Source organism: Caenibius tardaugens NBRC 16725 (assembly GCF_003860345.1).
GTDB lineage: Bacteria > Pseudomonadota > Alphaproteobacteria > Sphingomonadales > Sphingomonadaceae > Caenibius > Caenibius tardaugens.
Genome location: NZ_CP034179.1, coordinates 1,299,826 through 1,325,102, shown reverse-complemented (window position 1 = coordinate 1,325,102; position 25,277 = coordinate 1,299,826). Strand labels below are relative to the sequence as shown.

Below are 25,277 nucleotides of genomic sequence, written 5' to 3'. Positions count from 1 at the left end.
CCGGCGGCCGACCGTGCGATCTTAATGGGGCTGTGACGGGACATCCGGATTGCCTTCGGTGCGATCGCGGTAGAGCGCGGCCCGCCCGAGGAGCATGAACGAGACGGGGGCCGTCAGTGTGATGAAGATCACGATCAGGATCTCGTGGACTGATGGCCGCGAGCGCAGAACCGAGAAGCAGACGATCGAGGCAAGACAGATCAGTAACGTGCCGAAACTCGTAGCCAGCGTCGGTGCGTGGACGCGTTCGTAGAATGTCTTCAGCCGCAGCAGGCCGATAGAGCCCAACAGGGCTGTCGTCGCCCCGGCCAGAAGCAGAAGCGCGACGGTTATGGCCGCCCACAGCGGCAGGTCCGGGGTCTGAATCATTCTATCACCTCTCCGCGCATGAGGAATTTCGCCAGCGCCACCGTGCCGACGAAGCCGAGAAGCGCAATGATCAGAGCGGCTTCGAAATAAAGGGTACGCCCGGTCTGGATGCCGAACGTCACCAGCATCAGCATCGCATTGACATAAAAGGTATCGAGCCCAAGCACGCGATCCTGCGCGCGTGGGCCGGTCAGAATACGATAGGCCGCGCACAGCACCGCAAACCCCAGAAGGATTTGTGCGGCCGTTATCGCGAGAGCCAAAGCGAGCATGATCATGGGCCGAACATCTCCACAAGAAGGGCCTCGTAGCGGCCTTTGATCAAGGCTATCCAGGCATCTTCGTCCACATTGTCGAGCACATGGACCAGCAGTGTCTGCTTGGCCCGGTCATATTGCACCCACATCGTTCCGGGTGTGGCCGTGATGATGACCGCCAGCACCGCCAGCCCATGCTCGTTACGCATATCCAGCGGGAGGGTGACAAAGCCGGATATCCGTTTGCCACCGGGCAGAAGGATGATTTTCGCGACAGCCAGATTCGATCGGATGATGTCAACGATGACCAGACCGAGAAGCTTCGGCAAGGGGCGCAAACTGCGGATCTTAACCCGTCCGGGGCGCAGGGCGGACATGACCTGACCCGAAAAGAGCGAAACCGCGCTGCCCAGCAACAATTGCCCGACAGAAGACGATTGCGTCAGCAAGACCCACATCAGCAGCAGACTGGCCGAGAGCATGGGGTAGGGGACCCAGCGCGTCATGGCGCAGGCTCCGCCTGCGCACGGGGCAGGACGACGTGGATATAATCGCCGCGATCCTGCAGCGATCGCCCGGTACGTTCCATGTACTGCATGACCGGTCCGGCGAACAGGATCAGGCCGAGGCAGATCAGCAGCAGCACGCCCACCGGGATCGCTTCCCACAACCGCAGGATGGGCTGCGGGCGATCGGTGGGGGTCCAGAGCAAGTCAATGCCCGCGCGGCTGGTCGCCACCAGCATCGCCAGCCCCGACAGGATCAGCAGCGTGACCAGCGTCCAGACAGCGGGTGAAATATCTTTGTCCAGACCGATCAGCCCATGCAGGATCGCAAATTTGGCGATGAATCCGGAAAGGGGCGGCATACCGGCGAGCAGCAGGGCGCAGAACAGGAATCCGGCGCCAAGGATGGCGATGGTCACCGGAATTACCACTCCGATCTCGCTCTCGTCTTCCTCCAGGGCCTGGGTATCCTCGTCCTCGAACATCGGCTCGACGACTGTGCGGACACCCGGGTCAGCGTCTTTTCGTTCGATCATTTCAAGCAGGAGATAGAAGGCGCTGAGCCCCAGCGTTGAACTGACCAGATAGAACAGCGCGCCTGCCAGCACGGCCCCCTGCCCCACCCCAAGGCAGGCCAGCAGCGTTCCTGAGGATACGATCACCGAATAGCCCGCAAGGCGGGAGAGCGAGCGTGCGGAAAGCAATCCGATCGTGCCGAACGCAATGGTCGCAAGGCCGCCGTACAGCAGCCATTCTTCGCCAAAATTGGCGGTCCAGCCGACTTTCCCGCCGAACAGCAGCAAATAGACGCGCAGCAGCGCATAGATGCCCACCTTGCTGAGGATCGCAAACAGGGCGGCGACCGGCGGGACGGCCACGGCATAGGTCCCGGGCAGCCAGAAGCCGAGCGGCCACATGCCGGCCTTGATAAGAAAGGCGACGCCCAGAATGGCGATCCCGCTTTGCAGCAGGGCAAGGTCGCCCCCCTGCACAGAGGCAATGCGCAGGGCCAGGTCCGCCATGTTGAGCGTGCCGGTAACCCCATAGATCATGCCCGCGCCCACCAGGAACAGCAACGAGGCCATGATATTGATCGCAACGTAGTGCAGGCCTGCCTTCACCCGTGGCTGCCCCGATCCGTGCAGCAGCAGCCCATAGGAGGCGGCCAGCAGCACTTCGAAGAAAACAAACAGGTTGAAGATGTCGCCAGTCAGGAAGGCGCCGTTCAGGCCCATGAGCTGGAGCAGGAACAGCACGTGAAAGCGGGGCCCCGCACTTTCCCAGCGGCTCAGCGAATAGACCAGCGAGGTCACACCCAGAATACTCGTCAACAGCAGCATCAGGGCTGATAGCCAGTCGACCACCAGCACGATGCCGAATGGCGCAGGCCAATTCCCCACATGATAGGCGCGCGTCGCATTCTGGCCGGCGAACCCGGCGGATACCACGTGCTGGAACAGCACCAGCGCGATGGCGAGAAGCGCCAGCACGGTGAACAGGCTGATGACGTTCTTGGTCCTGCGTTGCCGTTCGCCGAACAGCAGAATCAGGGCACTGGCGGCGAGCGGCAGCAGAATGGGTGCGATAATGAGCTGGTCGGCGAGGGCGATGGTCATTGTTCGTCTTCCCCGTCGACGTGGTCGGTGCCGGTAAACCCGCGCGCGGCGAGCAACACCACGAGCATAAGCGCCGTCATCGCAAAGGAGATCACGATCGCGGTCAGGACCAGCGCCTGCGGCACAGGGTCAGACATGGCGGCCACTTCTGTCGCGCTGTCCGGGCCGGTGAGTGCAGGCGCATCGACCTGCAGGCGGCCCATGGCGTAAATGAACAGATTGACGGCGTAGGAGATTAGCGAAAGGCCGATAATCACCTGAAAGGTGCGCGGCCGCAGGATCAGCCACACCCCGGAAGCCGTGAATACGCCAATGGCGATGGCAAGGACGACTTCCATCAGTCAGCCCCCCCATCCGCTTTGGCATCATGGGCGGCACGCGATACCGGCGTGCGGATCGACTGGTGCGCCAGACCGATGAGCATCAGCGCCGTTGCCCCGATTACCACCAGAAAAACGCCGATATCGAACAACAGTGCGCTGGCCATCGGCACTTTTCCAATGATCGGGATATCGGCATATTGGAATGCGGAGGTGAGGAACGGATAGCCGATCACCATGGCGCCTACACCGGTCAGCAGCGTGATCAGCAGGCCGCTGCCCACCCAGCTCATCGGCCGGACGCGCAGCCGCGTTTCGACGCTGCGTGTGCCGAAAGCCATGTATTGCAGGATCAGGGCAATCGTCACCGTCACCCCGGCGGAGAAGCCGCCACCCGGCAGATCGTGCCCGCGAATGAGCAGATAGAGCGCGAATACGAGAATGACCGGCGAAAGCCACTGCATGATGATCCGCGGAATGACGAGATAATCCGCACGGGTATCGCCGATATTGCGTCCTTCCGCGCGATCGTCGAACGCATTCTGCACGCGTTGCTGTTCGGGCATGCGGACGCTTTCTGTTGCAGGGCGGAAGCGCTGCAACAGCGAGAATACGGTCAGCCCGATGATCGCCAGCACCGTGATTTCGCCCAGGGTGTCGAAGCCGCGGAAATCGACAAGGATGACATTGACGACATTCTTGCCACCACCGCCCGAGTAGGCATGTTCCATGAAATAATCGGCCACGCTGTATCCCTGAGGCCGGGTCATCACGGCATAGGACAGCAGGGCGATCCCCGTGCCCGCCGCAAGGGCAATGCACAGGTCCATGCCTCTGCGCAGCCGGTCGAGAGTGAAACGGCCCGGGCTTTGCGGAAGGTCGGATTGCCTTTTCGGAAGCCAGCGCAGACCGAGCAGGAGGAGGACGGTGGTCACGCTTTCGACCAGCAATTGGGTGAGCGCGAGATCCGGCGCAGAAAGCCAGACGAAGCTGACACAACTGGCAAGCCCGGCACCCGCCATCAGGATCAGGGCGGCATAGCGGTGGAATTTGGCCTGCCAGGCGGCGCCGATCGCACAAAGGCACCCGACCACCCAGATCAGCGCAAAGCCCGGATCGACCAGCATGCCGGGGCGGCTGCCCAACTCGTAATCATAGCGCAGGAACGGCAGGAATCCGGCCAGGCAGGCAATCACCATCAGCAGCCGGAGCTGGGGCTGGAGCTTTTTCGTGCCGGTAATCGCGAAGAGTTTCTGCGCACCGGAAACGATTGCCGCGAGAACGGTCTCGAACGTCCGTCGGCCTTTCAGCCTGCCCATCAGGGGGACAGTTTCCACGGTGTTGAGGCGGTCGCGGAACAGGGCGTAACCCAACCCGCCAATGACCAGGGCGATGATGCTGAGCACCAGGGGTTGGGAAAATCCGTGCCAGATCGCGAGGCTGTATGCGGGAACCGCATCGTTCAGAACGCCTTCTGCGGCGATATGCAGGAACGGGCCAATCGTCAGGGTGGGAATGATCCCCACCAGCAGACAGGCCAGCACCAGTACCTCGACCGGAAGGCGCATCCAGAACGGCGGTTCGTGCGGTTCGCGCGGCAGATCTTTAGGCGGCGGGCCAAAGAAGCCCTGATGAATGAAGCGCGCCGAATAGAGCACGCTCAGCGCCAGCGCGGCGGTGGCGATGAACGGCAGGGCGGAGTCGATTACGGTCCCGCGATGATTTTGCAGGGCTTCGGCCAGAAACATCTCTTTCGACAGGAAGCCGTTCAGCAAGGGCACCCCGGCCATGGCCGCAGCGGCCACCATCGCCAGTGTCGCGGTGATCGGCATGAACCGGTAGAGACCGCTTAACCGCCTGAGGTCGCGCGTGCCGGTTTCATGGTCGACAATCCCCACAGCCATAAACAGCGAAGCCTTGAATGTCGCATGGTTGAGCGTGTGGAAAATGGCGGCGACCAGAGCCAGGGGGCTGCCGAGACCCAGGAGCAGCGTGATCAGGCCGAGATGGCTGATCGTCGAATAGGCCAACAGCCCTTTCAGATCTTGCTGGAAGATCGCTGCCCAGGCGCCGATCAGCAGCGTGGCAAGGCCGGTCGTCGTGACGATCAGATACCACATGTCCGTGCCAGCCAGAATGGGCCAGAGCCGCATCAGCACGAAAATGCCCGCTTTCACCATGGTTGCGGAATGGAGGTAGGCGGAGACCGGCGTTGGCGCGGCCATCGCGTGCGGCAACCAGAAATGGAATGGGAACTGCGCGCTCTTGGTGAAGGCGCCGATCAGGATCAGGATCAAGGCAGGAGTATAAAGGGCGCTGGCCTTGATCCGGTCGGCCGCAGCCAGCACGACATCAAGATCATAGCTTCCGGCGATCCTGCCGATCAGCAGTATGCCGACCAGCAGGCACATCCCGCCTGCGGCTGTCACCAGCAGTGCCATACGCGCACCGCTGCGCGCGCTTTCGTTCTGGTGCCAGTATCCGATCAACAGAAACGAGAACAGGCTGGTCAGTTCCCAGAAGAACGCCAGCTGGATCAGATTGCCGGACAGAACCAGCCCCAGCATCGAGCCCATAAACGCCAGCAGAAACGCGAAAAAGCGCGGTACGGGATCTTCTGCGGCCATGTAGTACCGCGCATAAAGCACCACCAGAAAGCCGATGGCGACGACCAGCAGCGCAAAAACCCAACTCAACCCGTCAAGCCGGAGCAAGAGATCGAGGTCGAACGCGGGCAACCATTGCAGTTCGCTGCGCATCGTGTCGCCAGCGGCCAGAACGGGGTAGAACAGGGCAAGACCGACCGTGCACAGGCAAGCGATTGCCCCGGCGATCAACGCCGCGGCAGTGCGTGATGTGCTCGGAAGACAGGCCAGAATCAAACTGCCGATGAACGGCGCAAGGAGAATGGTCCACAAAAGTGGGGTGGCCCCGGTAAAGATCCCTACTCTCCTGTGCGACTGCTGTGAATGGATCGGTTTTCGTTCGGAAATTTCACTATAGGAAAGGAGCGGCCTGCGGCAACCCCAGCAGCGCCCTTGGGAAAAAAGACCGGCCCGGCACCGCCGACGCAACGGCCTGTGTTGCCGATCCTAGCACATTGCGGAGTGGTCACCGCGTCAGGCCGAAAATTATTGTGGAACCCAATCAAGGGATGCGGGCGATGCCAATCGCCAGACATGCCGGCTCAACCGAGTTATAAGGATATTGGGTGATGGCTGAAGACATGGAATGGGATCTGGAAGCGGACGTCGTCGTTCTGGGTTCCGGCGGCGCGGCCATGACGGCGGCGATTTCGGCATATGACTTCGGCGCAAAAGACGTGGTCATTCTGGAAAAGTCCGGGATGGTCGGCGGAACGACCGCCATGTCCGGCGGTATGCTCTGGATTCCCAACAATCCCTATCAGGTCGAAGCCGGGATTGCGGATTCCGACGAAGATATCGTGGCCTATCTCGATGCGCTTGCCCCCGGTCAGCTCGAACCGGATACCTTGGGCGCATTCATGGAAAGCGGCCCGGAAATGATCCGCTATTTCATGGACAAGACCCCGGTCCGTTTCCATGTCTACACCGATTTCCCCGATTATCAGCCCTATATTCCCGGCGCCAAGCCCGATGGCGGCCGGTCGCTGGATAACGAGGCGTTTTCCTTTGAAACGCTCGGCAAATGGGCAACCCGGGTGAATCCCACCAAGATGGCCTATCCCGTGCGCGGCAGCCTGATGGAGGCAATCAACGGTACGCTGGACGAAGCCACGCTGGCCGAACGGGAAGCCCGTGATTACCGGGGGTTGGGGCAGGCGCTGGCCGGTTCCCTGTTCAAGGCGGTGCTGGATCGCGGTATTCCGGTGGAGTTTGAAAAGCGTGCCCGCAAGCTGGTCAAGGATGGCGAGCGGGTCATCGGCGTTATCGCGGAAGATGGCAATGGCCGTGATTTTCGCGTGCGCGCCCGGCGCGGCGTGGTGATTGCCACGGGCGGGTTCGAATGGAACGAAACGCTGGTCAAAATTTTCCTGCGCGGCCCGCTGACCGGCCCGGTCAGTGTGCCGGAAAACGAGGGTGATGGCCTGTTGATGGCGATTGAGGCCGGTGCCCAGTTGGGCAACATGCAACACGCTTTCTGGCAGCAGAGCGTGCTGGAATTCAAGCCGCAGCACCGCAGTGCCAAGCCCAACTATCTGCTCGGTTCGGATGAACGCGCGCGTCCCGGCGCGATCCTCGTCAACAAGGCGGGCAAGCGGTTCGTGAACGAAGCGGCGAATTACAACGCCATGGGCAAGGCGCTGCATGCGTTCGACGCCGGAACCCATACTTATGCCAACCTGCCGTACTGGCTGATCATCGATCAGCGTTACAAAAACAAGTATCACACGTTCAATTCGCCGCCTGGCGGTCCGGTCCCGTCATTCATGATGCAGGCCGATACGCTGGAGGCGCTGGCGGAACTGGCGGGGATCGATCCGCAGGGGCTGACGGCCACTGTGGCGCGGTTCAACGATCTGGTCCGCAACGGGCATGATGACGATTTCAACCGCGGCGACAACACCTACGACAATTTCTACATGTGGGGGGATTCCGATTTCGATCCGCCGCACCGTACGCTGGGTGTGATCGATCAGGGACCGTTCTACGCGGTCAAGATGGAATCCGGCGCGCTTGGTACGTCGGGTGGCCCCCGGACAAACGGCGATGCGCAAGTGCTGGATTGGGCTGGCAATCCGATCCCGGGGCTCTATGCGGCGGGCAATGCCATGGCGGCGGTTCTGGGCGAAGCTTATGGTGGCGCTGGCGGTACGCTGGGTCCGGGCATGACGTTCGGCTATATCGCCGGGCGGCATCTCGGAACGCATATCCCCAATCGCTAGCGATCCGGTCAGGTTGCCCCGCCGCGCCCCATGGGGCGCGACGGTGGTCTCCTGCATGTCGCCCTGACGGCGGGCGAAAGTTACTGTTCGCTGCTCGCACAGGAAAAGCAGAGTGCCGCTTCCGGTCGGGCTTCCAGCCGCCGGGGGGCGATGTCCTGCCCACAGCGCACGCATTCGCCATATGTGCCGTTCTCAATGCGCAGCAAGGCCCGGTTTACCGACGCAATCTCGCGCGCGATCAGCGAAGCCTGCCCTTCGAGCGGCACATCATCTTCCGTTGCGACCGCCTGCTCGGATGTGTCCGGGTCAAGAGGTTCGTCCAGATCCTGAACAATACGCTGCTGCCGGCCCTCCAACTCAACGAGTTTTTCCGAAAGCAGTGCTTTGGCGGCGGCGGTATCTGGCATTGGCTGTGATCCTTTCCGGTCGATTTCCCTTCATAGCAAGGGTTGCGCCAGCCTGCCAACGCCCAGCCTGCCAAGCTGATGATGGGGCAGGGTGATCTTTCGTGGACCATACCGGCGCATCGGATGTATTGCCCTGAACAAGAACACAGGGCGCGGCGATGCCCCGGGAGAGACAGATGGCAGGTGCGGATACCGATCGGGGTTCTGCGAAGGAGGGCGCGCGGCAACGCTCGTCTGCTTCGACAGGTGCTGCGGGCAATCATAACCAGAGCAGGATTCTGAAGGATATCCTGAAACAGCAGATCCGCATTCGCGGGATGCGCTATCAGGATATTGCAGACCATCTCGGGGTGAGCGTGATGACAATCAAACGCTATCTCAATGCGGAACGCGTGCCGATCGAAGCGATCGAGGATATTGCTACATGTCTGGGGCTGAGCCTGATCGAACTGGCCGAATTCGCGAAGGCGAACGATGGTCGCCAGACGCTGGATCTCGAACTGCAGCAGGAAAGCGCGCTGGCCGCCAGTTACGAACTCGCACTGGTTCGCCTGCTGCTCTACAATGGGCTCACGGTCGAGGAAATCATGACCGAATATGGCGTGGACGAACCGACATTGGTCGGCCTGCTTACCCGGCTTGACCGCCTCAAGCTTATCGAATTGCTGCCGGGCAACCGCGTGCGCATTCGCGGGTCGCGCCATATCGAATGGCGCCGGGGCGGGCCGATGCGCCGCCAGATCGAGCAGGATATCCGCGAGAACTTCGTAAAGATGGATTTCGCCAATACGGAAAGCTTCTACGGTTACGAAACGGCGCGCCTTTCCCGGTCATCCGTGTTGCAGATCGAAGAACATATGCGGCAGCTTGTCCGTACGATGCGCATCCTGCAGAAAGTCGATCAGGGCGTGCCGATAGAACAAAAGCAATGGTATTCGCTGCTTGTCGCGCAACGGGAAACGAACTGGGGATTCCCGTTCCCGAACGGCGAGTTTCGGGCCCCGCGTTCGCTTGGCCCGAACGGGACGGTTTATCCGGCCAATCGCGGTGGCTGATGGATTGTGCTCTGAACCAGCCGCTCGGCAGTGCGCTGGCTATTGTGAATCCGTTACATAGCGCAGATCGGTGCCGTGGATGTCGGGCAGAATGGGCTGATCCCCGGCGGGCAGCGTGATCCCCCGCGAAGCGAGCGCGGCGCGCATCGCATCAAGGTCGGTCACCAGCAGATCCATGCGGAAAATGCCTTCACCATGCCTGTTGAGGAATGCCGCGATACGGCCGGCAAGACCATCTTTCGGAGCCCCGTGATCAAGCGCGAAGAAGCCCACTTCGCTTAAACCTTTGCCATTTCCGGGTGCCTGAAAGTGATAGGACACGACGCCCGCTTCCGCCGTGCGCGGCGTGGTGTTGATCGGTTCGGTGCCGAACACCGCGCGGAAAGTGTCGAGCGCGGCGTCCATATCGGACACCGCAAAGTCGAGACCATAGACCCCCGTAAACAGCCCGTCCTGCGTTTCATCGCCAAAGTCCGACGAACCATCCTTGGTGAACATCATTTCGCGGGCGATCTTGTCACCCCCGGCAATATGCCGGGCAATGAATATCTCCACGCCATGCAGCGTGCCGAGACTGTTGCTTTCCCCCACGGCATAGCGTTGCGGTTCGGCATGGACGAAAGTCAGCCCGCGCGCGGAAATCTCGGCCATCGTGCGGTCCATATCGTCGCACATGATCCCGATCAGGAACAGGCGATCATGGTCCACACGAATGGAATCGCCGCCTTCCTGAAACATGCCGAGAGCGTGCATCATCTCACCGTTACCGGGAAGTTGGTAATACATGGCGGTGATCGCCTGTCCCGGTGTCATATCGGGATGAATCCAGAGCGGTTCGGTGCCGAAGATCCTGTCGAGCTGGTCCTTGGAGGCGTCGAGGTCCTTCAGTACGTAATCGATCACGTAAATATTGGTGAGCATTGCGATATCTCCCCCGATCAGCATCAAGATCGCGATGTTATGATTGATATCGTATAAGTTCTGATCGTTTATGGCCCTGCTGCAAGCCCGATTTGGACAATAAGGCCAAGCAATATCCGTCGTTTCTCGCCCTGTGCCTTGTGGTATCAAATTCTGATACTGTCCGCGCGGCGCAGTGCCGTGGTTTCAGGGCAATCTCCGGGTCGGCAGCGAAATATCGGACCTGGTGACACAGGAAGAACAAAGCACTCCGATCGTTAAGTCTTCTCTGCAGGAAGGGCTGGCGGCTCTATTTCTGGCACGCCCGGTAACACTATGTGAAACTGAGGTAGGTCGCGGTTGCTCGCGTGTCTGTCCAAAACTACCAAACCGCAAATAATAATATCCAATAAACGGGTGGGAGATCGATACCATGGCCACGCATGGATTCTGTCGCATTGAAATCTTCAGATGTCTTCAATTCTGCGGTACTGCGCTTGCGCTTGGTATTGCTGTGCCGGCTTTTGCCCAGAACACTGGTTCCAATACGGGTTCGCCTGCGGCCGGTTCGACGGATGGCACCGGTTTGCAGGATATCATCGTCACGGCGCAGCGGCGCGAACAGCGGCTTCAGGATGTGCCTGTGGCTGTCACTGCATTCAGTGCCGAGGCGCTGGAAGATGCGCATATCACCAGTACGGTGGGCCTGAGCGGGGTCGTACCCAATCTGCAGGTCCTGACCCAGCCGAGCAGCGCGGCCCTGCCGATATATGCCTTGCGCGGTGTGGTTGCCGGGGAAACACAGAGCCAGGTCGACAATGGGATCGGCCTCTATCTCGATAACGTCTATCTCGGCCGGTCGGCGGCATCGCTGTTCGATATTGCCGATATCGAGCGTGTGGAGGTGCTGCGCGGACCGCAAGGCACGCTGTTCGGGCGCAATACCACCGGCGGCGCGATCAATTTCATCACGCGCACGCCGCCGGGGGAATTCGGTGTGCGGCAGGATATCAGCTATGGCCGGTTCAACGAGCTGCGCACCCGCACCCGGATCGATCTGCCCGAGTTTGGCGGTTTTCATGCGTCCTTGACCTATATGCACAAGGAGTATGACGGCTGGGTCAAGAACCTGTCTGCCGGGGTCGTGCGGGATTACACGGAGGCGACCGAAGGCCGCTTCGGGCGGTTGAAGGCCCCCAAAACGTTGGGGATGCAGAATACCGACGCCTTCTTTGCCGCAGTGCATTACGAGAACGGCCCGTTCACGGCGGATTACAAGTTCGACTATACCAACTTCACCGGAACCCAGACCGCGACGCAAGTGTTCGGATTTCGCGGTCCCGACGATATTCCCGGCTCCAATCCGATTGGCGATTACGTCCAGTTCGTGTTTTCCCAGCAACCGGCGCTGGGCGGTACCAACGTGGTCAGCACCCGGCCCCTGCGGGAAATTCATGATCCCAATCGGGGCACAGACAAGCTGAAAGTCTATGGGCACAGCCTGACGCTGAATTACCAGTTGAGCGACGGTTTGAGCCTGAAGAACATTTTGGCCTATCGCCGGTCGAAAGTGTACAACAACGGCAATTCGTTCGACGGCAATTTTCTCTACGATCCCTATGGGGCACCGGGTTCGCGGTTCAGCATTCTCGATGCCTTGTCACACAGGTTTCAGCGCCAGATTTCCAACGAAACGCAAGTCACCTATTCTGGCGATGCGATCGATTTCGTTGGCGGGTTCTTTTATTTTCAGGAACGGGCGCGGGATTACAATCCGGTTCCGTTTTTCATGTCGTTCCCGCCCGAAGATCAGCCCGTGGTCCTGCGTCCCGGTGACATGTTCTCCAATTACAAGGCGCGCAATACGGCCTATGCGGTCTATGCGCAGGGCACATTTCACGCCACCGACAGGCTTGGCCTGACTGCGGGTGTCCGGCAAACCTGGGACAAGCGGCGCGAGCTTAATTTCCGGCCTGATCTGCTGAACGTCGATTCCCGAGCGAATTTCAAAAAACTGACCTGGCAAGCGATCGCGGACTACAAGGTCACGCCTGATGTGATGGTCTATGGCAAGGTCGGAACCGGATATCTGGCTGGCGGCATTTACAACGCGGTGAAGTTCAATCCCGAAACGCTCATTTCCTATGAAGCGGGGTTCAAGGGGGACTTCTTCAACCGCACCCTGCGGCTGAACGCGGCCGTGTTCATGGCCGATTACAAGGATTTGCAGCTCAGCTACTATCAGAACGGGCGGCTGGTCTACGAAAACGCGGGCAAGGCGCGGATCAAGGGGTTCGAGGCTGAGGCGACGCTTGTCCCAGCGCGGGGCCTGACCATGAATGCGAGCCTTGGCTTGGTCGACTTCAATTTCAAGCGGTTCGTCACCATGCAAACCGGGGCGCCCATCGATCTGGCGGGCAAGGTTACACGGCAGAATACGCCGAAGACGACCTTCTCGACATCCGTCTCCTACGATACCGTGCCGCTGTCTTCTGGCGCCTATTTCTCGTTCATGCTCCAGGGCGATTACCGCTCGCGCCTGATACCCGCGCTCAGCATCATTCTGCCCGTGGCGGATGAGGGCTTGCGCAAGGCGATCACATCGCGCTCGCAATGGATGGTGCGCGCGCGCGCTTCGATGGTGGATATTCCCGTAGGCGGCGGCAAAGTGCGCGTTTCCCTGTGGGGTGAAAACCTGCTGAACCAACGCCGTGTGGCGCAGACTTCGGACATCTCGGGCGTGTTAACCGGGGCTTACAACCGGCCGCGCACATATGGCGTCGAGGCGTCAATCGCCTTTTGAGCGGGGGCGTGGGGTGTCAGTCATGCAGCGGTATCGTATTCTGACACCCGTGGATACATTAAGTGACTTAGCCGTGATTTGTTTCCCGGTTCCTGCCAAAATCTCTTGCCATCGTATGGCAACGCGTTGTTATATATTGCGCATGATTTAAATAATATAATGCACGTCATTATGTGAATAATGATTTTATATTACCTCAGAATTGTGGGTATTTATGTGCATTATTACTAAATTACTTGCGCGTATTTTTGGGAATATAATTATCATGACTGACCCATTTCTGGTGGAGCGCAAAGATTCTGCCTTCGCTGCATATCGGCAGCAGCCTATGATGTTGGGTGTGTTCGGCACCAATGCATCGGGTTCGGCAGGTATCCACACGGTCCCTACGTCATTCGAGGTGTCCTGGGATCAGAGCCTAACCATTGCGGAAATGGCGGACAAGATGGGTTTCGAATTGTTCATGCCGCTGTCGCGCTGGCGCGGCTTTGGCGGAACGAATGATTACGCCGGAGAAACGTACGAGACGCTTACCTATATGGCGGGCATCGCAGCAGTAACCCGGCGGGTTCTGACCATTGTGACCTTGCACCTGCCTATGGTCCATCCGACTTTTGCGGCCAAGGCGATCGCAACCATCGATCATATCTCCAATGGCCGGGCGGGGATCAACATGGTGATGGGGTGGTACAAGGCCGATATGGGGATGTTCGGCCTCAGCCCGCACACGCCGGAAGATCGCTATGTTTTTGGGCAGGAATGGCTCGATGTTGTGCGCCGTATCTGGACGGAAAACGAACCGTTCGATCACCAGGGTAAGTATTTTCAGCTGGAGGGCTGCATTGGCAAGCCCAAGCCCATTCAGGCGCGTCCGCCCATTGTCAGCGCAGCGATGTCACCGACCGGCGTAAGGTTCGCAACCGAAAATGCGGATTTCACGTTCGCCAGTTTTCAAAGTTACGAAAAGCTGCGGGAGCATAGCGATAACTTGCGCAAAGTGGCGGCGGAAGCGGGCAATCCGGATGTCGGGCTGGCCTGTGTGGCGCTGGTCATTTGCCGGGATACCGAAGAGGAGGCGCAGCAGTTTTTCGCCCATTTGCGCGCCAATGCCGATCTTGTCGCGGCGCGGAATCTCGCCATTCAATCGGGTGTCGATGTCAGCGCCGTATTGCCTGAGCAGGAAGATGAATTCTTCCGCAATATCGCCATGTCGCCCGGCAATGTCACGCTGGTGGGCACGGCGGAGCAGATCGCCGACCAGATGGCGTTGCTTCACGATTGCGGGGTGAATGCCCTGTTTGTCGGGTTCCACGATTATCTCGAAGAAATGCCCCTGTTTGGGGAACGGGTCATGCCGCTGCTTGAGCAGAGAGGCATTCGTTTGCCGGTCGAAACCGGCTGATAACAGGCGCGGCGTCGGCGGTGCGGATCGCACCACGCCTGGCTGATGCACCGGGCGTGGTCCGGCCGGATGACAGGATGCGTGGCTGGTCTTGAGGAGAGAGGGATGCTGCTGTCGGAAAAGGTGCTGATCATTGCCGGGGCGGGCCCCGGTCTTGGGCGGCGTCTTGCCATCCAGGGCGCCCGCGAAGGCGCGCGGATCGTGGTCGCAACGCAGACCCGCGAAGGCCCGGAACAGATCGCGGCCGAAGTGCAGGCGGCGGGTGGGGAGGCTATCGCCCGCGTTGCGGACATCGGCAGCGAAGCGGATTGCGCGGCGCTCGTCGATGCGGCGTTGCAGGCTTTCGGCAGGGTCGACAGCCTGATCAACTGCGCCTTTTCCACTGCGGCAACCGGGCCATTCGGTGAAACCGCGCTGGACCAGTGGGCAGCCAATTTCAATGTCACCTGCCTTGGCGCCCTGCGTATGGCCCAGGCGGTGGTTCCCCCGATGAAAGCGCAAGGCGGCGGGGCAATCGTCAACATTTCATCGATGGCGGTGGTCCAGCATGTGCCCGAACAGGCGGCCTATGCCGTGGCCAAGGCCGCGCTCGAAGGGGCGACACGGCAACTCGCGCAGGAACTCGGTCCCTGCAATATCCGGGTCAATTGCGCCCGTCCGGGATGGATGTGGGGCGCCACCACCCAGGCCTATCTGCAAATGCAGGCCGATGCGCGCCATTGTGCTGTCGATGATCTGCTGGCGCCTGTTCGCGCGCGCATTCCGTTGGGGCGCATTCCCACGGACGAAGAATGCGCGAAAACGGTCCTGTTTCTCGCATCCGATTATGCCAGCGCGCTGACAGGTGTGACGCTGGATGTGAATGGTGGTGAGCGGATGTCGGCGTAGGCGGCCGAAAGTCATCCCATGAAGTATCTAAGGTTAAATAAATAAAAGATAAAATAATAATTTTATAAAAACAGATTGGGGAGATCCAAATGTTTACGAAAAGAGAAGTGCATTTTGGCTTGGCTCTGACGATTATGTCCCCATTCGTAGGCGGTAATGCCTATGCGCAATCCGCGGCCCATTCTCCTGCCGGGCGGGATCTGGAGCAGGTCTCTGACAATGCATCGCGGCAATTGCAGGACATCGTTGTTACCGCGCAAAAGCGAGAGCAGAATCTGCAAGCCGTTCCGGTGGCGGTAACGGCATTGACGGCGGAGATGGTGGATCGCGCACGCATTACCAATGTCACATCGCTGACGGCGCTGGTTCCCAACCTCAGCACCACTCTGGCTGCGGGCGGCAACCCGATCCCCCTGATCAATATTCGCGGACTGGTTGGCAGCAGCGGCATTCTTGGGGCGGACAATCCGGTGTCGATCTATGTCGACGGTGTTTATCAGGGGGATTACTTCGGCGCGATTCAGGATGTCGCCGATATTCAGCGGGTCGAAGTCCTGCGCGGCCCGCAGGGCACTTTGTTCGGCCGCAATTCGACGGGCGGTGCCGTTTCCTTTGTCACCACCGATCCGACGGGCGAACTCGGCTGGAAACAGCTGATCTCCATTGGAAATTATCAATCGCGGCGGATCAAGACGAGTGTCAACCTGCCGGAATGGGGTGGTTTCAGTATCGCCGGGACCTATCTCCACGACGAGCGGCGCGGGCATACGAAAAATCTGGGCGGTGGCACCGTCTATGATTACACGCAACAAACGGCCGGTCAGGTGGGCAAGCTGCGATCGCCCGATCGCCTCGGCGGGTCGAACACCGATGCGTTGCATGTCGCCGTCAAGTTCCAGCCGCACAGCGATTTCAGGCTCGATTACCGGTTCGATCTCCTCGACGGGCGTGACGAGCCGGATGCGCGGCAGGTCATCGGTTTTTCTGACGGAAATGGCGGGGCGCTGTCGCGGACAATCCTCGGCTCGCAACCGGGCGGGTATCAGTCCCTGATCAGCACCAAGCGTCTCGATGCTGTTAACGCGGAACTGTCGCAGTCCAACCGGACGCGGGGGATCAACAATTCGCTGACAGCCAGCTGGAAGTTGAACGATACCATCTCGCTCAAGAACATCACGGCCTATCGCGTGCTGAAAATGGGCACCAAGGGCAACCAGATCGATGGTGCCGGCGGGTTGGTCGTGACCCCGCAATTCAGTTTCCTGTGCGGCGGGGCCGCGTGCGAAGGGCAGCCGTTCATGCTGATTGTGCTGGGGGCGCAGCGGCGAACGAATTACCAGTTCAGTAATGAATTCCAGATCAACGTGGATACCGACCGCTATAACCTGGTTGCCGGGTACTATTACTACAATCAACTGACGAAAGAGCGCCCGCCGCCATCGACCACCACGTTCAAGGCCGCGACGGGTAATGTGTTCCCGGGCGCGCCCACCGGGAACAGCGAGGCGAAGATCAAATCCAATGCACTGTTCGCGCAATTGACCTGGCATCTTACCGATGCCCTGGATGTGACGGGCGGTCTCAGATCGACATGGGATTACAAGCGGATTCTGGAATTCAACGTGCTCCACCCCACGTTCAAGAAGAACCGGATCGATTATCTGGCCAACATTGCCTACACGTTTCGTCCCGGCCTGTTGGCCTATGCGAAAATCAGTACGGGCTATCAATCTGGCGGCGTCACCAATGGCGTGGCCTATGATCCGGAAACGGTCACAGCCTATGAAATCGGTTTCAAAGGCGATTTCTTCGATCGGCGGCTCAGGCTCAACACCGCGGCCTTCTACACCGATTACAAGGATCTCCAGTTTGCGACGTTCGATGTGGTTGATGGATCGCGAACCCGTAATGCCGGACGTGCACGGATATGGGGCTTCGAAGCCGAAGCCACGGTTATCCCTGCCAGTGGCCTGACACTCAGCGGGAATATCGGCTACACCAATTTCAAGTATCGCGAACTGGACCCGCGCGTGGGTGTTGTGGGCAAGTTTCTGCCATCCAACCGCCCGAAACTGACGGGTGGGGCTGCTCTGAATTACACCTTGCCCGAATATGCGTGGGGAACTGTCTCCTTCGATGTGGATGCCCAGTATCGCGGTTCGCAGAACCTCGTGGCCAGACATGTGGTGCAGGATCAGGCGGTTGATAATGTGCTGTTTAACAATGCCCAATGGCTGGTGAACATGCGGGCCAGTGTCGCCGATATCCCGATTGGCGGCAATGTGCAGGCGAAGGTATCGGCCTGGGTCAGGAACCTCACCAACGACAAGACATTGGTCAATGCGCTTGATCTCAGCAGTGTGGTGGTTGGCGCGTTCCAGCGACCCCGCACTTATGGGCTGGATCTTGAAATCATGTTTTGAGCAGATGGCGCTGCGGCGTCATGGCGCGGCCTGTTCCCCCATGAACCGGGGAACAGGCCTTCGCGTCAGGTATCCCCCCGCATGGCGGCACGCTGTTCCCGGGGGTGCCCTGCCGCGGGCCCGATCACGCGATCTGCGATTCGTCCGCAAAGGTGCTGCGGTGCATCTTCGCCCGGCGGAAGCTCCAGTTGGTTTCCCGTTTGGCCACAAGGACAGTGTACCATTGTTTCTGATCCGGCCGCAGGTGCTGGTCCACCTGGTGGAGAACGCGGATCTTGCGCACAAGCTGCCGCATCTGCTGTTCGATCTGTTGCACAGACGATTCAGAAAGACGGGCCGGTTCGTAACCGAAGTACTGTTCCGAATTGGCGAAATCCAAAGTCATGAACTGTTTGCGCAGATCGTTTTCAATCTCGTGGCGCATCGGGCCACCCGGCTTCCAGTCGATGTGACGGGGTCCGCGAATACGCACCCGGTTGCCGGGGAGCAGTTCGATCAGTTTCAGACGATCGAGGCGGGCAAGCAGCGAGACAACGGTGGTTTCATCGATATCATATTCCTGGATGACATCATCCACCGTCATCCCGCTATAAAGCAGCTGGCGCAGCAGGGCGAGCGCATGATCGCTTGCCAGCGCACTTTCCTGCTGGTGTTCGAGATCAAGCTGGTTGCGGCCATCATTGGCTTTCGCGATTTCCACCAGTTCGATCAGGCTCAGCCCCAGGCACGCGCTGATTTCTTCCAGGGCCTCAATCGGCACGCGGTCGGAATTGAGGTGCCGTTTTACCGTCATCACGCTGACGCCAAGGTGTTCGGCGATATCGCGATAACGCAGTCCGCGATTGCGGATTTCCTGCTTCAGAATGGTCTTGAGAAGCTTGCTCTGGCTGTGCTGCATGGCTGCATTGCGCGATCGTTCCTGACTGACATCGGATGGGCGCGGGTTGCTTTCGTGTTCGATACCGGACGCGATGATCGCATCCTCTGTTTTCTCTCCTGCATTCAGCAGCGCCATTTCCGTTCTCCGTTGCATCCTCTGTCCAGGGCTGTTTTTGTGGCTGCTCGTGGCGCTTCTTTGGCTCGTGGCCATGGCGCATCGTACTGGAGCCTCCTGCCTCTCAGACATCGTGACTGTATGCATATATCGGGCAAACGCAACACCGGGTGTGCTCGGCCCGCGACAGGTTGCGGAACAATACCATGAAGCGCGCTATCCGACGGGAAACGAGGAGAAAACCCATGCCCATTTCGCTTGCCTACAGAGGGCTGTATGTGTCTGATCCGGCGGCATCGACGCACTTTTACGAAGGGCTGGGCTTTGCCGTTCTCCACGAGGATGAACGGCTGGATGCGCCGCAGGGCAAAGTCAAAACGCTGCGCAACAGGCAGGGGGTTACACTCCGACTGAACCACCTTCCCGCGCCCGGGCTGCGGACCGGTGGCAAGCGCCGACCGATGACAGCGTTGGGCCCCACACATCTGAATTTCTATGTCGCGGATTATGATGAAACGCTGGCAACCGTTCGCGCACGCGGGGGCGATGTCGCCACGGAAACGCGCATTGCCTACACGCAGGATGGCAGCAGCACGGATATGATCTATTGCACCGATCCCGATGGTATTCGCGTGGAAGTGTGGACGACGGTGCCTTACGGGCCGGGCGGATTTTCCACCGCGATTCCGGGGGTGAGCCGCAAGTTTTCCCATTCCGGCATCTGCGTGCGCGATCTGGACCAGTCGATTGCCTTTTATGAGGCGCTCGGATTCGTCCGGGCGGAAGTGTTCGACTACCGCGATCCGCCGGGGCAACTCGATCCGATGTTCGAGGAGACAGGCAGCAGTGCGATCGCGCAGATGATGCGCAATGGCGATGATGTGATCGAACTGCTCCATTTCCTGAATCCGGCACCGCTTTATCGCGAAGAATATGCCGTTCCCGGCAATGCCGGCTTCTTCGATATCGGTTTCCATGTGCCTTCGCTTGCAGAAGCGCGCGCGGCATTGCCCGGTGCGACACAGGGCTGGTCCGGGGATGACCGGGTGGAAAGCGGCAGCTTGCGGATTCTCGATCCCAATGGGGTGCGGATCGAACTTGTCGAAGTGAAGAAGGGCGATCTCTGAATGGAACAGATCAGAATAGTCAGATCGGACCCCGTGGCCATTGCCGCATCACGCGAAGCGGTCTGGGCGATCCTTACCGATCTGCCGAATTATCATCTGTGGAATCCGCTGAGCGCACGCATCGAATCCACTCTGGAACCGGGGGCCAAGGTCAGGCTGTGGGTCAATAACGCGGGTATCACCGGCAAGGTCGAAATCTTCGAACATCGGCTGGTGGAGAAGCAGCCGCCCCGGCATATTGCCTGGGCCTACGAAGAAGGCGAGGTCCGCACGCGGCGGGATCAATATCTCGAAGCCGTGCCAGACGGGTGTATCTACACCACCAGCGATACCTTTTTCGGGCCGCTGGCCGATCCAATGATGGATCAGATGGGGGAGGCGATCTATCAATCCTTCAACGCGCTCGCCCGGTCACTGAAGCAATACGCGGAAAGCCGTGTGGGCTGACGTGATGGCAGCGCAGCCCGCGTATCCGGGCTGCGCCGATCGCCACCTATCAGCCCCAATCGGCACCGGCGGCGTGGCGGCCTGCGCGGCGGCCGAAATAGCTGCCGGGCCCGAGGCTCAGCCCGCTGGCGTAGGCTTTGCCTGTCCGGGGAATATGTGCCGCACTTGCGCCCACGACATAGAGGCCGGGAACCGGCTGCGCATAGAGGTTGAGCGCGCGGCCATACGTGTCGGTCTTGATACCGCCCAGCGTGATGAACAGATATGTGGACTTGTTGAAGCTGATATCAAAGGCAGCGTAAGGCCCGTTATCCAGCGGTTTCAACCAATCCGCCTGCTTGTGAAAGCGGCGGTCCAGCCCCGCGGCGGCATCGGCATTGTATTCGTCCATCGTGGCCACAAGCGCACCGGCTGGCAGGTTGAGCCCGGCTTCCATTTCCGCGATCGTTTCCCAGCCATCGACCAGCGTATGTTTGGCTGACGGGATTTCTGGATAGGCGAACACGTCATTGTCCACGATGAGATAGGCCGTCTGGCCCGGCTGCTCCATAACGAAATTGGCGAGCCGGCCGTGATAGACATCTTCGGCGACAAAGCGTTCCCCATTGGCATTGACGATGATCCCCTTGATCAATTGCGCCGGGGGATAGATCGAGGCTGTGGGAATGACCCCGTCCATGGCCACGGTCGATGCGCCTGCGGACATGCCCAGACGCACACCCGCGCCATCGTTGCTTGGGATGGCGAGCGGTTCGCTGGTTTCGCTCAACAGCGGAAGATGTTCCTGCAGCAGGTCGCTGGCAAGATTGTGGCTGCCGCAGGCGATGATCACCCCGTTGCGGGCCTTGATGTGCAGAATGCCATCGGTCTGTTTGACGCGCACGCCGACAATCCGTCCATCGGAGTCCTGCACCAATGCGATCACGGCGCTGTCGTAAATCGCGGGAATGGCTTCATCCACGCAGCGCTGCAACAGGGGTTTCATGCCTTCGGCCCCCGCGTTTTCGCCTGTGCCTGCCACTTTGTGGCCGCGCGGGGCGGGGCGGGCGGCGAGATTGTAAGGCCAGGTCTTTTCGTTGCCAGTCCACATCAGGCATTCGCTGGTGAGCAGATAGACCGCCTTGCCTGAGAAATAGGAGCGTTCGAATGGCACGCCCTGTTGTTCCAGCCAGTCGAAATGGGCCGCGCTGTCATTGCAGAAATTGCGCGTGGCATTGGGATCGAGGGGGTCGCAACTGGCCATCAGGAAGTTGGCCATTTCGTCCGCGCTGTCGGGATAGCCTGCGGCCTGCTGCACAGGGGTGCCGCCGCCCAGATAGAAAATGCCCGACGACATGCCGCTGGCGCCGCCACCGCCCGATGCGCGTTCGATAATCAGCACATCGACGCCGGCCCTGTGCGCTTCGAGCGCCGCGCATGTGCCCGCGACGCCCTGACCGACCACGGCGACATCGACCTCGCGGTCCCAGCTTTCGATATCGGCGGGAGAGAGAATCGCGGGAATATCAACCATGGTCTTGGGCTCCGATTGCATGGACGGTCCAGGTATCGTGTTTTGCAGAGCGGGGAACGCCACACGCAGGCCCGCAACCGTTAACCCGATGGCAGCGGCCCATGGGTTCGACGCGTGCAATCCTGCCTTTGGGGCACCCCATGGCACCTTCCCTTGCTCTGTTTGGCGAAGGGCTAGCACTGCGGTGAGGGCAGGCTATCCTGACAAAAAAAGCAGGGGGGTCGCCCGTTGGCGCGTTGCGCGTCTCGGCGTATCTCCGGGGTTTTGCGGGCCACGCCCGGTCGGGGGAACCGCGGAATTCAGCAAGGCGCGGAATTTTGAATTGCGTAGTGTTACCGCGTCGAAAAATACGCATAGATAAAGATTTTTTTGATATCCATGTTAAATGCCCAATGATATGGGGCTTCAGTAACTCATAAAGATAATTGCGTCTGCGCAATTAGGCATAGGGGGAAGAGGTGGTTTTGCGGATTGCGGTCATCAAGGAAAGCGTGGCTGGTGAAAACCGTGTTGCGGCGACGCCCGAGACGGTGCGCAAGCTGATCGCGCTTGGCGCGCAGTTGGTTGTCGAGGAAGGCGCTGGTGCCGCAGCATCTGTCAGCGATGCCGCCTATGTTGAAGCGGGCGCCGCCATCGCGCCGCAGGGGCAGGCGGTGCAGGATGCTGATGTCGTTCTGTCTGTGCGGGGACCGGAACCGGCCGCTTTGGCCAACGCCCGGCCGGGTGCGTGGGTCGTGGCCCTGCTGGAACCTTATGGCCAGCGTGACCGGATTGAAGGCTATGCCACTGCCGGGGTCGAGGCACTGGCCATGGAATTCATGCCGCGCATCACCCGTGCACAATCGATGGACGTCCTTTCCAGCCAGTCGAACCTGGCCGGTTACAAGGCGGTTCTGGCTGCTGCCGACGCCTATGGCCGGGCCTTCCCGATGATGATGACAGCGGCGGGCACGATTACGGCTGCGCGCGTCTTCGTCATGGGCGTGGGCGTGGCCGGGCTTCAGGCGATCGCAACGGCCCGCAGGCTTGGCGCGCAGGTTTCTGCCACCGACGTACGCTCGGCCACAAAGGAACAGATTCAATCACTTGGCGCCAAGCCCGTTTTCGTGGAAAGCGTAACTGGGATCGAAGGCGAGGGTACGGGTGGTTATGCGACGGAAATGTCTGAAGACTATCAGAAGGCGCAGGCCGAACTGGTCTCTGCGCACATTGCCAAGCAGGATATCGTGATTACGACCGCGCTGATCCCCGGACGCGCCGCGCCGCGTCTGATCGCCGATGCCCAGATCGCGACCATGCGCGCGGGTAGCGTGATCTTCGATCTTGCCGCACCGCAAGGCGGGAATGTCGAAGGCTCTGTGCCGGATCAGGTGGTGGAGCGCCACGGCGTGAAAATCATCGGTTATGCCAACACTCCGGCCCATCTCGCCGCCGATGCTTCGGCGCTTTATGCGCGCAATCTCTACAATTTCCTGTCTGCTTTCTGGGACAAGGAAGCGGGCAAACCCGTGCTCGACGATGAAATCGGCAATGCCGTACGCCTCACGCAGGGCGGCAAAGTCGTGCACCCGCAACTGCTGGCACAAGCAGGCGTTTGAAGGACAGGATAGCCATGCATAATACCTCTGCCATGACGGACCTCCTGTTCGTCTTCATGCTCGCCGCGTTTCTCGGCTTTCAGTTGATCAAACGCGTTTCTCCGCTGCTGCACTCGCCGCTGATGTCGCTGACCAATGCCATTGCGGCGGTGGTGATCGTCGGTGCGATTGTCATCGCCGGAGAAGACGGTGCCACGCCGCTGGCGCGCACATTGGGCTTTATCGCGGTTACCGCTGCCACCATCAATGCCGTGTCGGGGTTCCTGATCACCGACCGCATGCTCAAGATGTTCAAGAAGAGGGGCAGCTGAGATGATCGCATCACTTCTTGAAGGCGAAACGCTGGTCCAGATCGCCTACCTGATCGCATCCGGCCTGTTCGTTCTGGCGCTGATGTGGATGAGCAGCCCCAAAACCGCACGCCGTGGGGTCTGGGCGGGCGAAGTGGGCATGGTTCTGGCCGTGGTCGGCACGCTGCTGCATCATGATGTCGTCAGCTATGACCTGATTCTGATCGCGATGCTGATCGGCACCGCGATTGGCGTGCCGATGGCGTACCTGATGCCGATGACGGCCATTCCCCAGCGTACGGCCATCAGCCATGCCTTTGGCGCGCTGGCGGTGGGCCTGATTGGCGTTGCCGAATACTACAAACTTGCCCCGACCGAAGCGCCGGGCAGCTTTGTCATGTGGGCGCTGATGTTCGAGATGCTGCTGGGCTTCCTGACCTGCACGGCCAGCGTCATTGCCTTTGCTAAGCTGCAGGAAATCATGCCGACCCGCCCGATCATGTTCAGCGGGCAGCGGCTGATCAATCTGGCGGTCTTTGCCGCCGCGATCGTGATCGGCGGTATGCTGATCTTCACCCCCACCTCCAACGCACTGTTCCCTGCGTTTATCGCCCTGGCGCTGATCTTCGGGATGCTGCTGGTGATCCCGATCGGCGGGGCCGACATGCCCACGGTGATCGCACTGCTCAATTCTTATGCGGGGCTTGCCGCCAGCGCGATGGGCTTTGCGCTCAACAACAAGCTGCTGATCATTGTCGGTGCGCTCGATGGTACGTCGGGCTTCATTCTGGCGATGATCATGTGCAAGGCGATGAACCGTTCGTTCTCGAACGTATTGTTTGGCGGCTTTGGCCAGATGGCGGCGAGCAGCGCGGGCAAGGTGGAAGAACGCCCTGTCCGTTCGATGAGCGCAGAAGAAGCGGCGCCGATGCTCGATATGGCCAGTTCTGTGGTGATCATCCCCGGCTATGGCATGGCCGTGGCGCAGGCCCAGCATCGGGTGGCCGAACTGTACGAGCATCTGGAAGAACAGGGCATCGACGTGAAGTTCGCCATCCACCCGGTGGCCGGGCGTATGCCGGGGCACATGAACGTGCTGCTGGCGGAGGCGGATGTCCCTTATGACAAGCTGGTCGAACTCGAAGACATCAATCCGGAAATGCCGCAAACCGATGTGGCCCTGATTGTCGGGGCGAACGACACGGTCAATCCTTCCGCACGGGACGATCCGAACAGCGCGATTGCGGGCATGCCGATTATCGAGGCGGACAAGGCGCGCACCGTGATGGTTGTCAAACGCGGGATGAGTGCGGGCTTCGCTGGCATCGAAAATCCGATCTACTATAACGAAAATACCCAGATGCTGTTCGGCGATGCCAAGAAGATGTCGGAACAGCTGGTCAAGGAACTGCACGAACTGAACGATTAGGAGGGCGAGCGTTCCGATCGCCAGATACCTGCCATGAACCGTAAAATTGCATTATTGGGAGAAACC

General features: G+C 59.8%; 21 protein-coding genes. 11 read left to right on the top strand and 10 right to left on the bottom strand.

Going from position 1 to position 25,277, the window contains the following annotated elements:
• Positions 1–21: 21 nt before the first annotated feature.
• From mnhG to EGO55_RS05955, 6 genes are read right to left on the bottom strand one after another with little or no spacing between them, the layout of a single operon-like run.
• On the bottom strand, positions 22–369 hold the full coding sequence (gene mnhG / locus EGO55_RS05980; protein WP_021690975.1) for a monovalent cation/H(+) antiporter subunit G: 348 nt from the start codon (positions 367–369) through the stop codon (positions 22–24).
• On the bottom strand, positions 366–647 hold the full coding sequence (locus EGO55_RS05975; protein WP_021690976.1) for a K+/H+ antiporter subunit F: 282 nt from the start codon (positions 645–647) through the stop codon (positions 366–368). The genes mnhG and EGO55_RS05975 overlap by 4 nt, the downstream gene beginning before the upstream one ends.
• Positions 644–1,132: a Na+/H+ antiporter subunit E gene (locus tag EGO55_RS05970; protein ID WP_021690977.1), complete on the bottom strand. Its 489-nt coding sequence runs from the start codon at positions 1,130–1,132 to the stop codon at positions 644–646. Before EGO55_RS05970 ends, EGO55_RS05975 begins: the two co-directional genes overlap by 4 nt.
• Positions 1,129–2,748: a monovalent cation/H+ antiporter subunit D gene (locus tag EGO55_RS05965; protein WP_021690978.1), complete on the bottom strand. Its 1,620-nt coding sequence runs from the start codon at positions 2,746–2,748 to the stop codon at positions 1,129–1,131. The genes EGO55_RS05970 and EGO55_RS05965 overlap by 4 nt, the downstream gene beginning before the upstream one ends.
• Positions 2,745–3,086 carry a Na+/H+ antiporter subunit C gene (locus EGO55_RS05960; RefSeq protein ID WP_021690979.1) on the bottom strand — a complete coding sequence of 114 codons (342 nt, stop codon included), beginning with the start codon at positions 3,084–3,086 and terminating at the stop codon, positions 2,745–2,747. The genes EGO55_RS05965 and EGO55_RS05960 overlap by 4 nt, the downstream gene beginning before the upstream one ends.
• The gene (locus tag EGO55_RS05955; protein WP_021690980.1) at positions 3,086–5,986 is read right to left on the bottom strand and encodes a monovalent cation/H+ antiporter subunit A; all 2,901 of its coding nucleotides are present in this window, start codon (positions 5,984–5,986) and stop codon (positions 3,086–3,088) included. Before EGO55_RS05955 ends, EGO55_RS05960 begins: the two co-directional genes overlap by 1 nt.
• 296 nt (positions 5,987–6,282) lie before the next feature.
• Here EGO55_RS05955 and EGO55_RS05950 point away from each other — a divergent pair, with 296 nt between their 5' ends.
• Positions 6,283–7,935 carry an FAD-binding protein gene (locus EGO55_RS05950; protein WP_021690981.1) on the top strand — a complete coding sequence of 551 codons (1,653 nt, stop codon included), beginning with the start codon at positions 6,283–6,285 and terminating at the stop codon, positions 7,933–7,935.
• Positions 7,936–8,015: 80 nt separating this feature from the next.
• Here the strand turns inward: EGO55_RS05950 and EGO55_RS05945 are convergent, their stop codons facing one another.
• Positions 8,016–8,342 carry a TraR/DksA family transcriptional regulator gene (locus EGO55_RS05945; RefSeq protein WP_021690982.1) on the bottom strand — a complete coding sequence of 109 codons (327 nt, stop codon included), beginning with the start codon at positions 8,340–8,342 and terminating at the stop codon, positions 8,016–8,018.
• A gap of 176 nt (positions 8,343–8,518) precedes the next feature.
• On the opposite strand from EGO55_RS05945, the gene EGO55_RS05940 reads away from it, so the two are divergent.
• On the top strand, positions 8,519–9,397 hold the full coding sequence (locus tag EGO55_RS05940; RefSeq protein ID WP_021690983.1) for a helix-turn-helix domain-containing protein: 879 nt from the start codon (positions 8,519–8,521) through the stop codon (positions 9,395–9,397).
• Positions 9,398–9,436: 39 nt separating this feature from the next.
• On the opposite strand, the gene EGO55_RS05935 is transcribed toward EGO55_RS05940, so the two are convergent.
• Positions 9,437–10,318, bottom strand: a complete 882-nt coding sequence (locus EGO55_RS05935) for a VOC family protein (protein ID WP_021690984.1) — start codon at positions 10,316–10,318, stop codon at positions 9,437–9,439.
• Between the two features lie 493 nt (positions 10,319–10,811).
• Between EGO55_RS05935 and EGO55_RS05930 the strand changes: the two genes are divergently transcribed.
• From EGO55_RS05930 to EGO55_RS05915, 4 genes are all read left to right on the top strand, one after another.
• Positions 10,812–13,100 carry a TonB-dependent receptor gene (locus EGO55_RS05930; protein WP_161566028.1) on the top strand — a complete coding sequence of 763 codons (2,289 nt, stop codon included), beginning with the start codon at positions 10,812–10,814 and terminating at the stop codon, positions 13,098–13,100.
• A 265-nt stretch (positions 13,101–13,365) separates the two neighbouring features.
• Positions 13,366–14,502, top strand: a complete 1,137-nt coding sequence (locus EGO55_RS05925) for an LLM class flavin-dependent oxidoreductase (protein ID WP_052023726.1) — start codon at positions 13,366–13,368, stop codon at positions 14,500–14,502.
• An 81-nt stretch (positions 14,503–14,583) separates the two neighbouring features.
• Positions 14,584–15,390, top strand: coding sequence for an SDR family oxidoreductase (locus EGO55_RS05920; RefSeq protein WP_161566027.1), 807 nt, complete (start codon positions 14,584–14,586; stop codon positions 15,388–15,390).
• Positions 15,391–15,479: 89 nt separating this feature from the next.
• Complete coding sequence (locus tag EGO55_RS05915; protein WP_021690988.1) at positions 15,480–17,813, top strand: TonB-dependent receptor; 2,334 nt, start codon at positions 15,480–15,482, stop codon at positions 17,811–17,813.
• Positions 17,814–17,937: 124 nt separating this feature from the next.
• On the opposite strand, the gene EGO55_RS05910 is transcribed toward EGO55_RS05915, so the two are convergent.
• Positions 17,938–18,828, bottom strand: coding sequence for a helix-turn-helix domain-containing protein (locus EGO55_RS05910; RefSeq protein ID WP_021690989.1), 891 nt, complete (start codon positions 18,826–18,828; stop codon positions 17,938–17,940).
• Positions 18,829–19,052: 224 nt separating this feature from the next.
• On the opposite strand from EGO55_RS05910, the gene EGO55_RS05905 reads away from it, so the two are divergent.
• Both EGO55_RS05905 and EGO55_RS05900 read left to right on the top strand, forming a co-directional pair.
• Positions 19,053–19,934, top strand: coding sequence for a VOC family protein (locus EGO55_RS05905; RefSeq protein WP_021690990.1), 882 nt, complete (start codon positions 19,053–19,055; stop codon positions 19,932–19,934).
• Entirely contained in the window at positions 19,935–20,381 is a 447-nt protein-coding gene (locus EGO55_RS05900) for an SRPBCC domain-containing protein (RefSeq protein ID WP_021690991.1), read from the top strand. It begins immediately after the preceding gene.
• 49 nt (positions 20,382–20,430) lie between these two features.
• On the opposite strand, the gene EGO55_RS05895 is transcribed toward EGO55_RS05900, so the two are convergent.
• Positions 20,431–21,894, bottom strand: coding sequence for an FAD-dependent oxidoreductase (locus EGO55_RS05895; protein WP_040716460.1), 1,464 nt, complete (start codon positions 21,892–21,894; stop codon positions 20,431–20,433).
• 464 nt (positions 21,895–22,358) lie between these two features.
• Between EGO55_RS05895 and EGO55_RS05890 the strand changes: the two genes are divergently transcribed.
• The 3 genes from EGO55_RS05890 to EGO55_RS05880 are packed head-to-tail and all read left to right on the top strand — an operon-like array spanning position 22,359 to position 25,211.
• Positions 22,359–23,492 carry a Re/Si-specific NAD(P)(+) transhydrogenase subunit alpha gene (locus EGO55_RS05890; protein ID WP_040716379.1) on the top strand — a complete coding sequence of 378 codons (1,134 nt, stop codon included), beginning with the start codon at positions 22,359–22,361 and terminating at the stop codon, positions 23,490–23,492.
• Between the two features lie 14 nt (positions 23,493–23,506).
• On the top strand, positions 23,507–23,803 hold the full coding sequence (locus tag EGO55_RS05885; RefSeq protein ID WP_021690994.1) for an NAD(P) transhydrogenase subunit alpha part 2: 297 nt from the start codon (positions 23,507–23,509) through the stop codon (positions 23,801–23,803).
• A gap of 1 nt (position 23,804) precedes the next feature.
• Positions 23,805–25,211: an NAD(P)(+) transhydrogenase (Re/Si-specific) subunit beta gene (locus EGO55_RS05880; protein WP_021690995.1), complete on the top strand. Its 1,407-nt coding sequence runs from the start codon at positions 23,805–23,807 to the stop codon at positions 25,209–25,211.
• Positions 25,212–25,277: the final 66 nt, after the last annotated feature.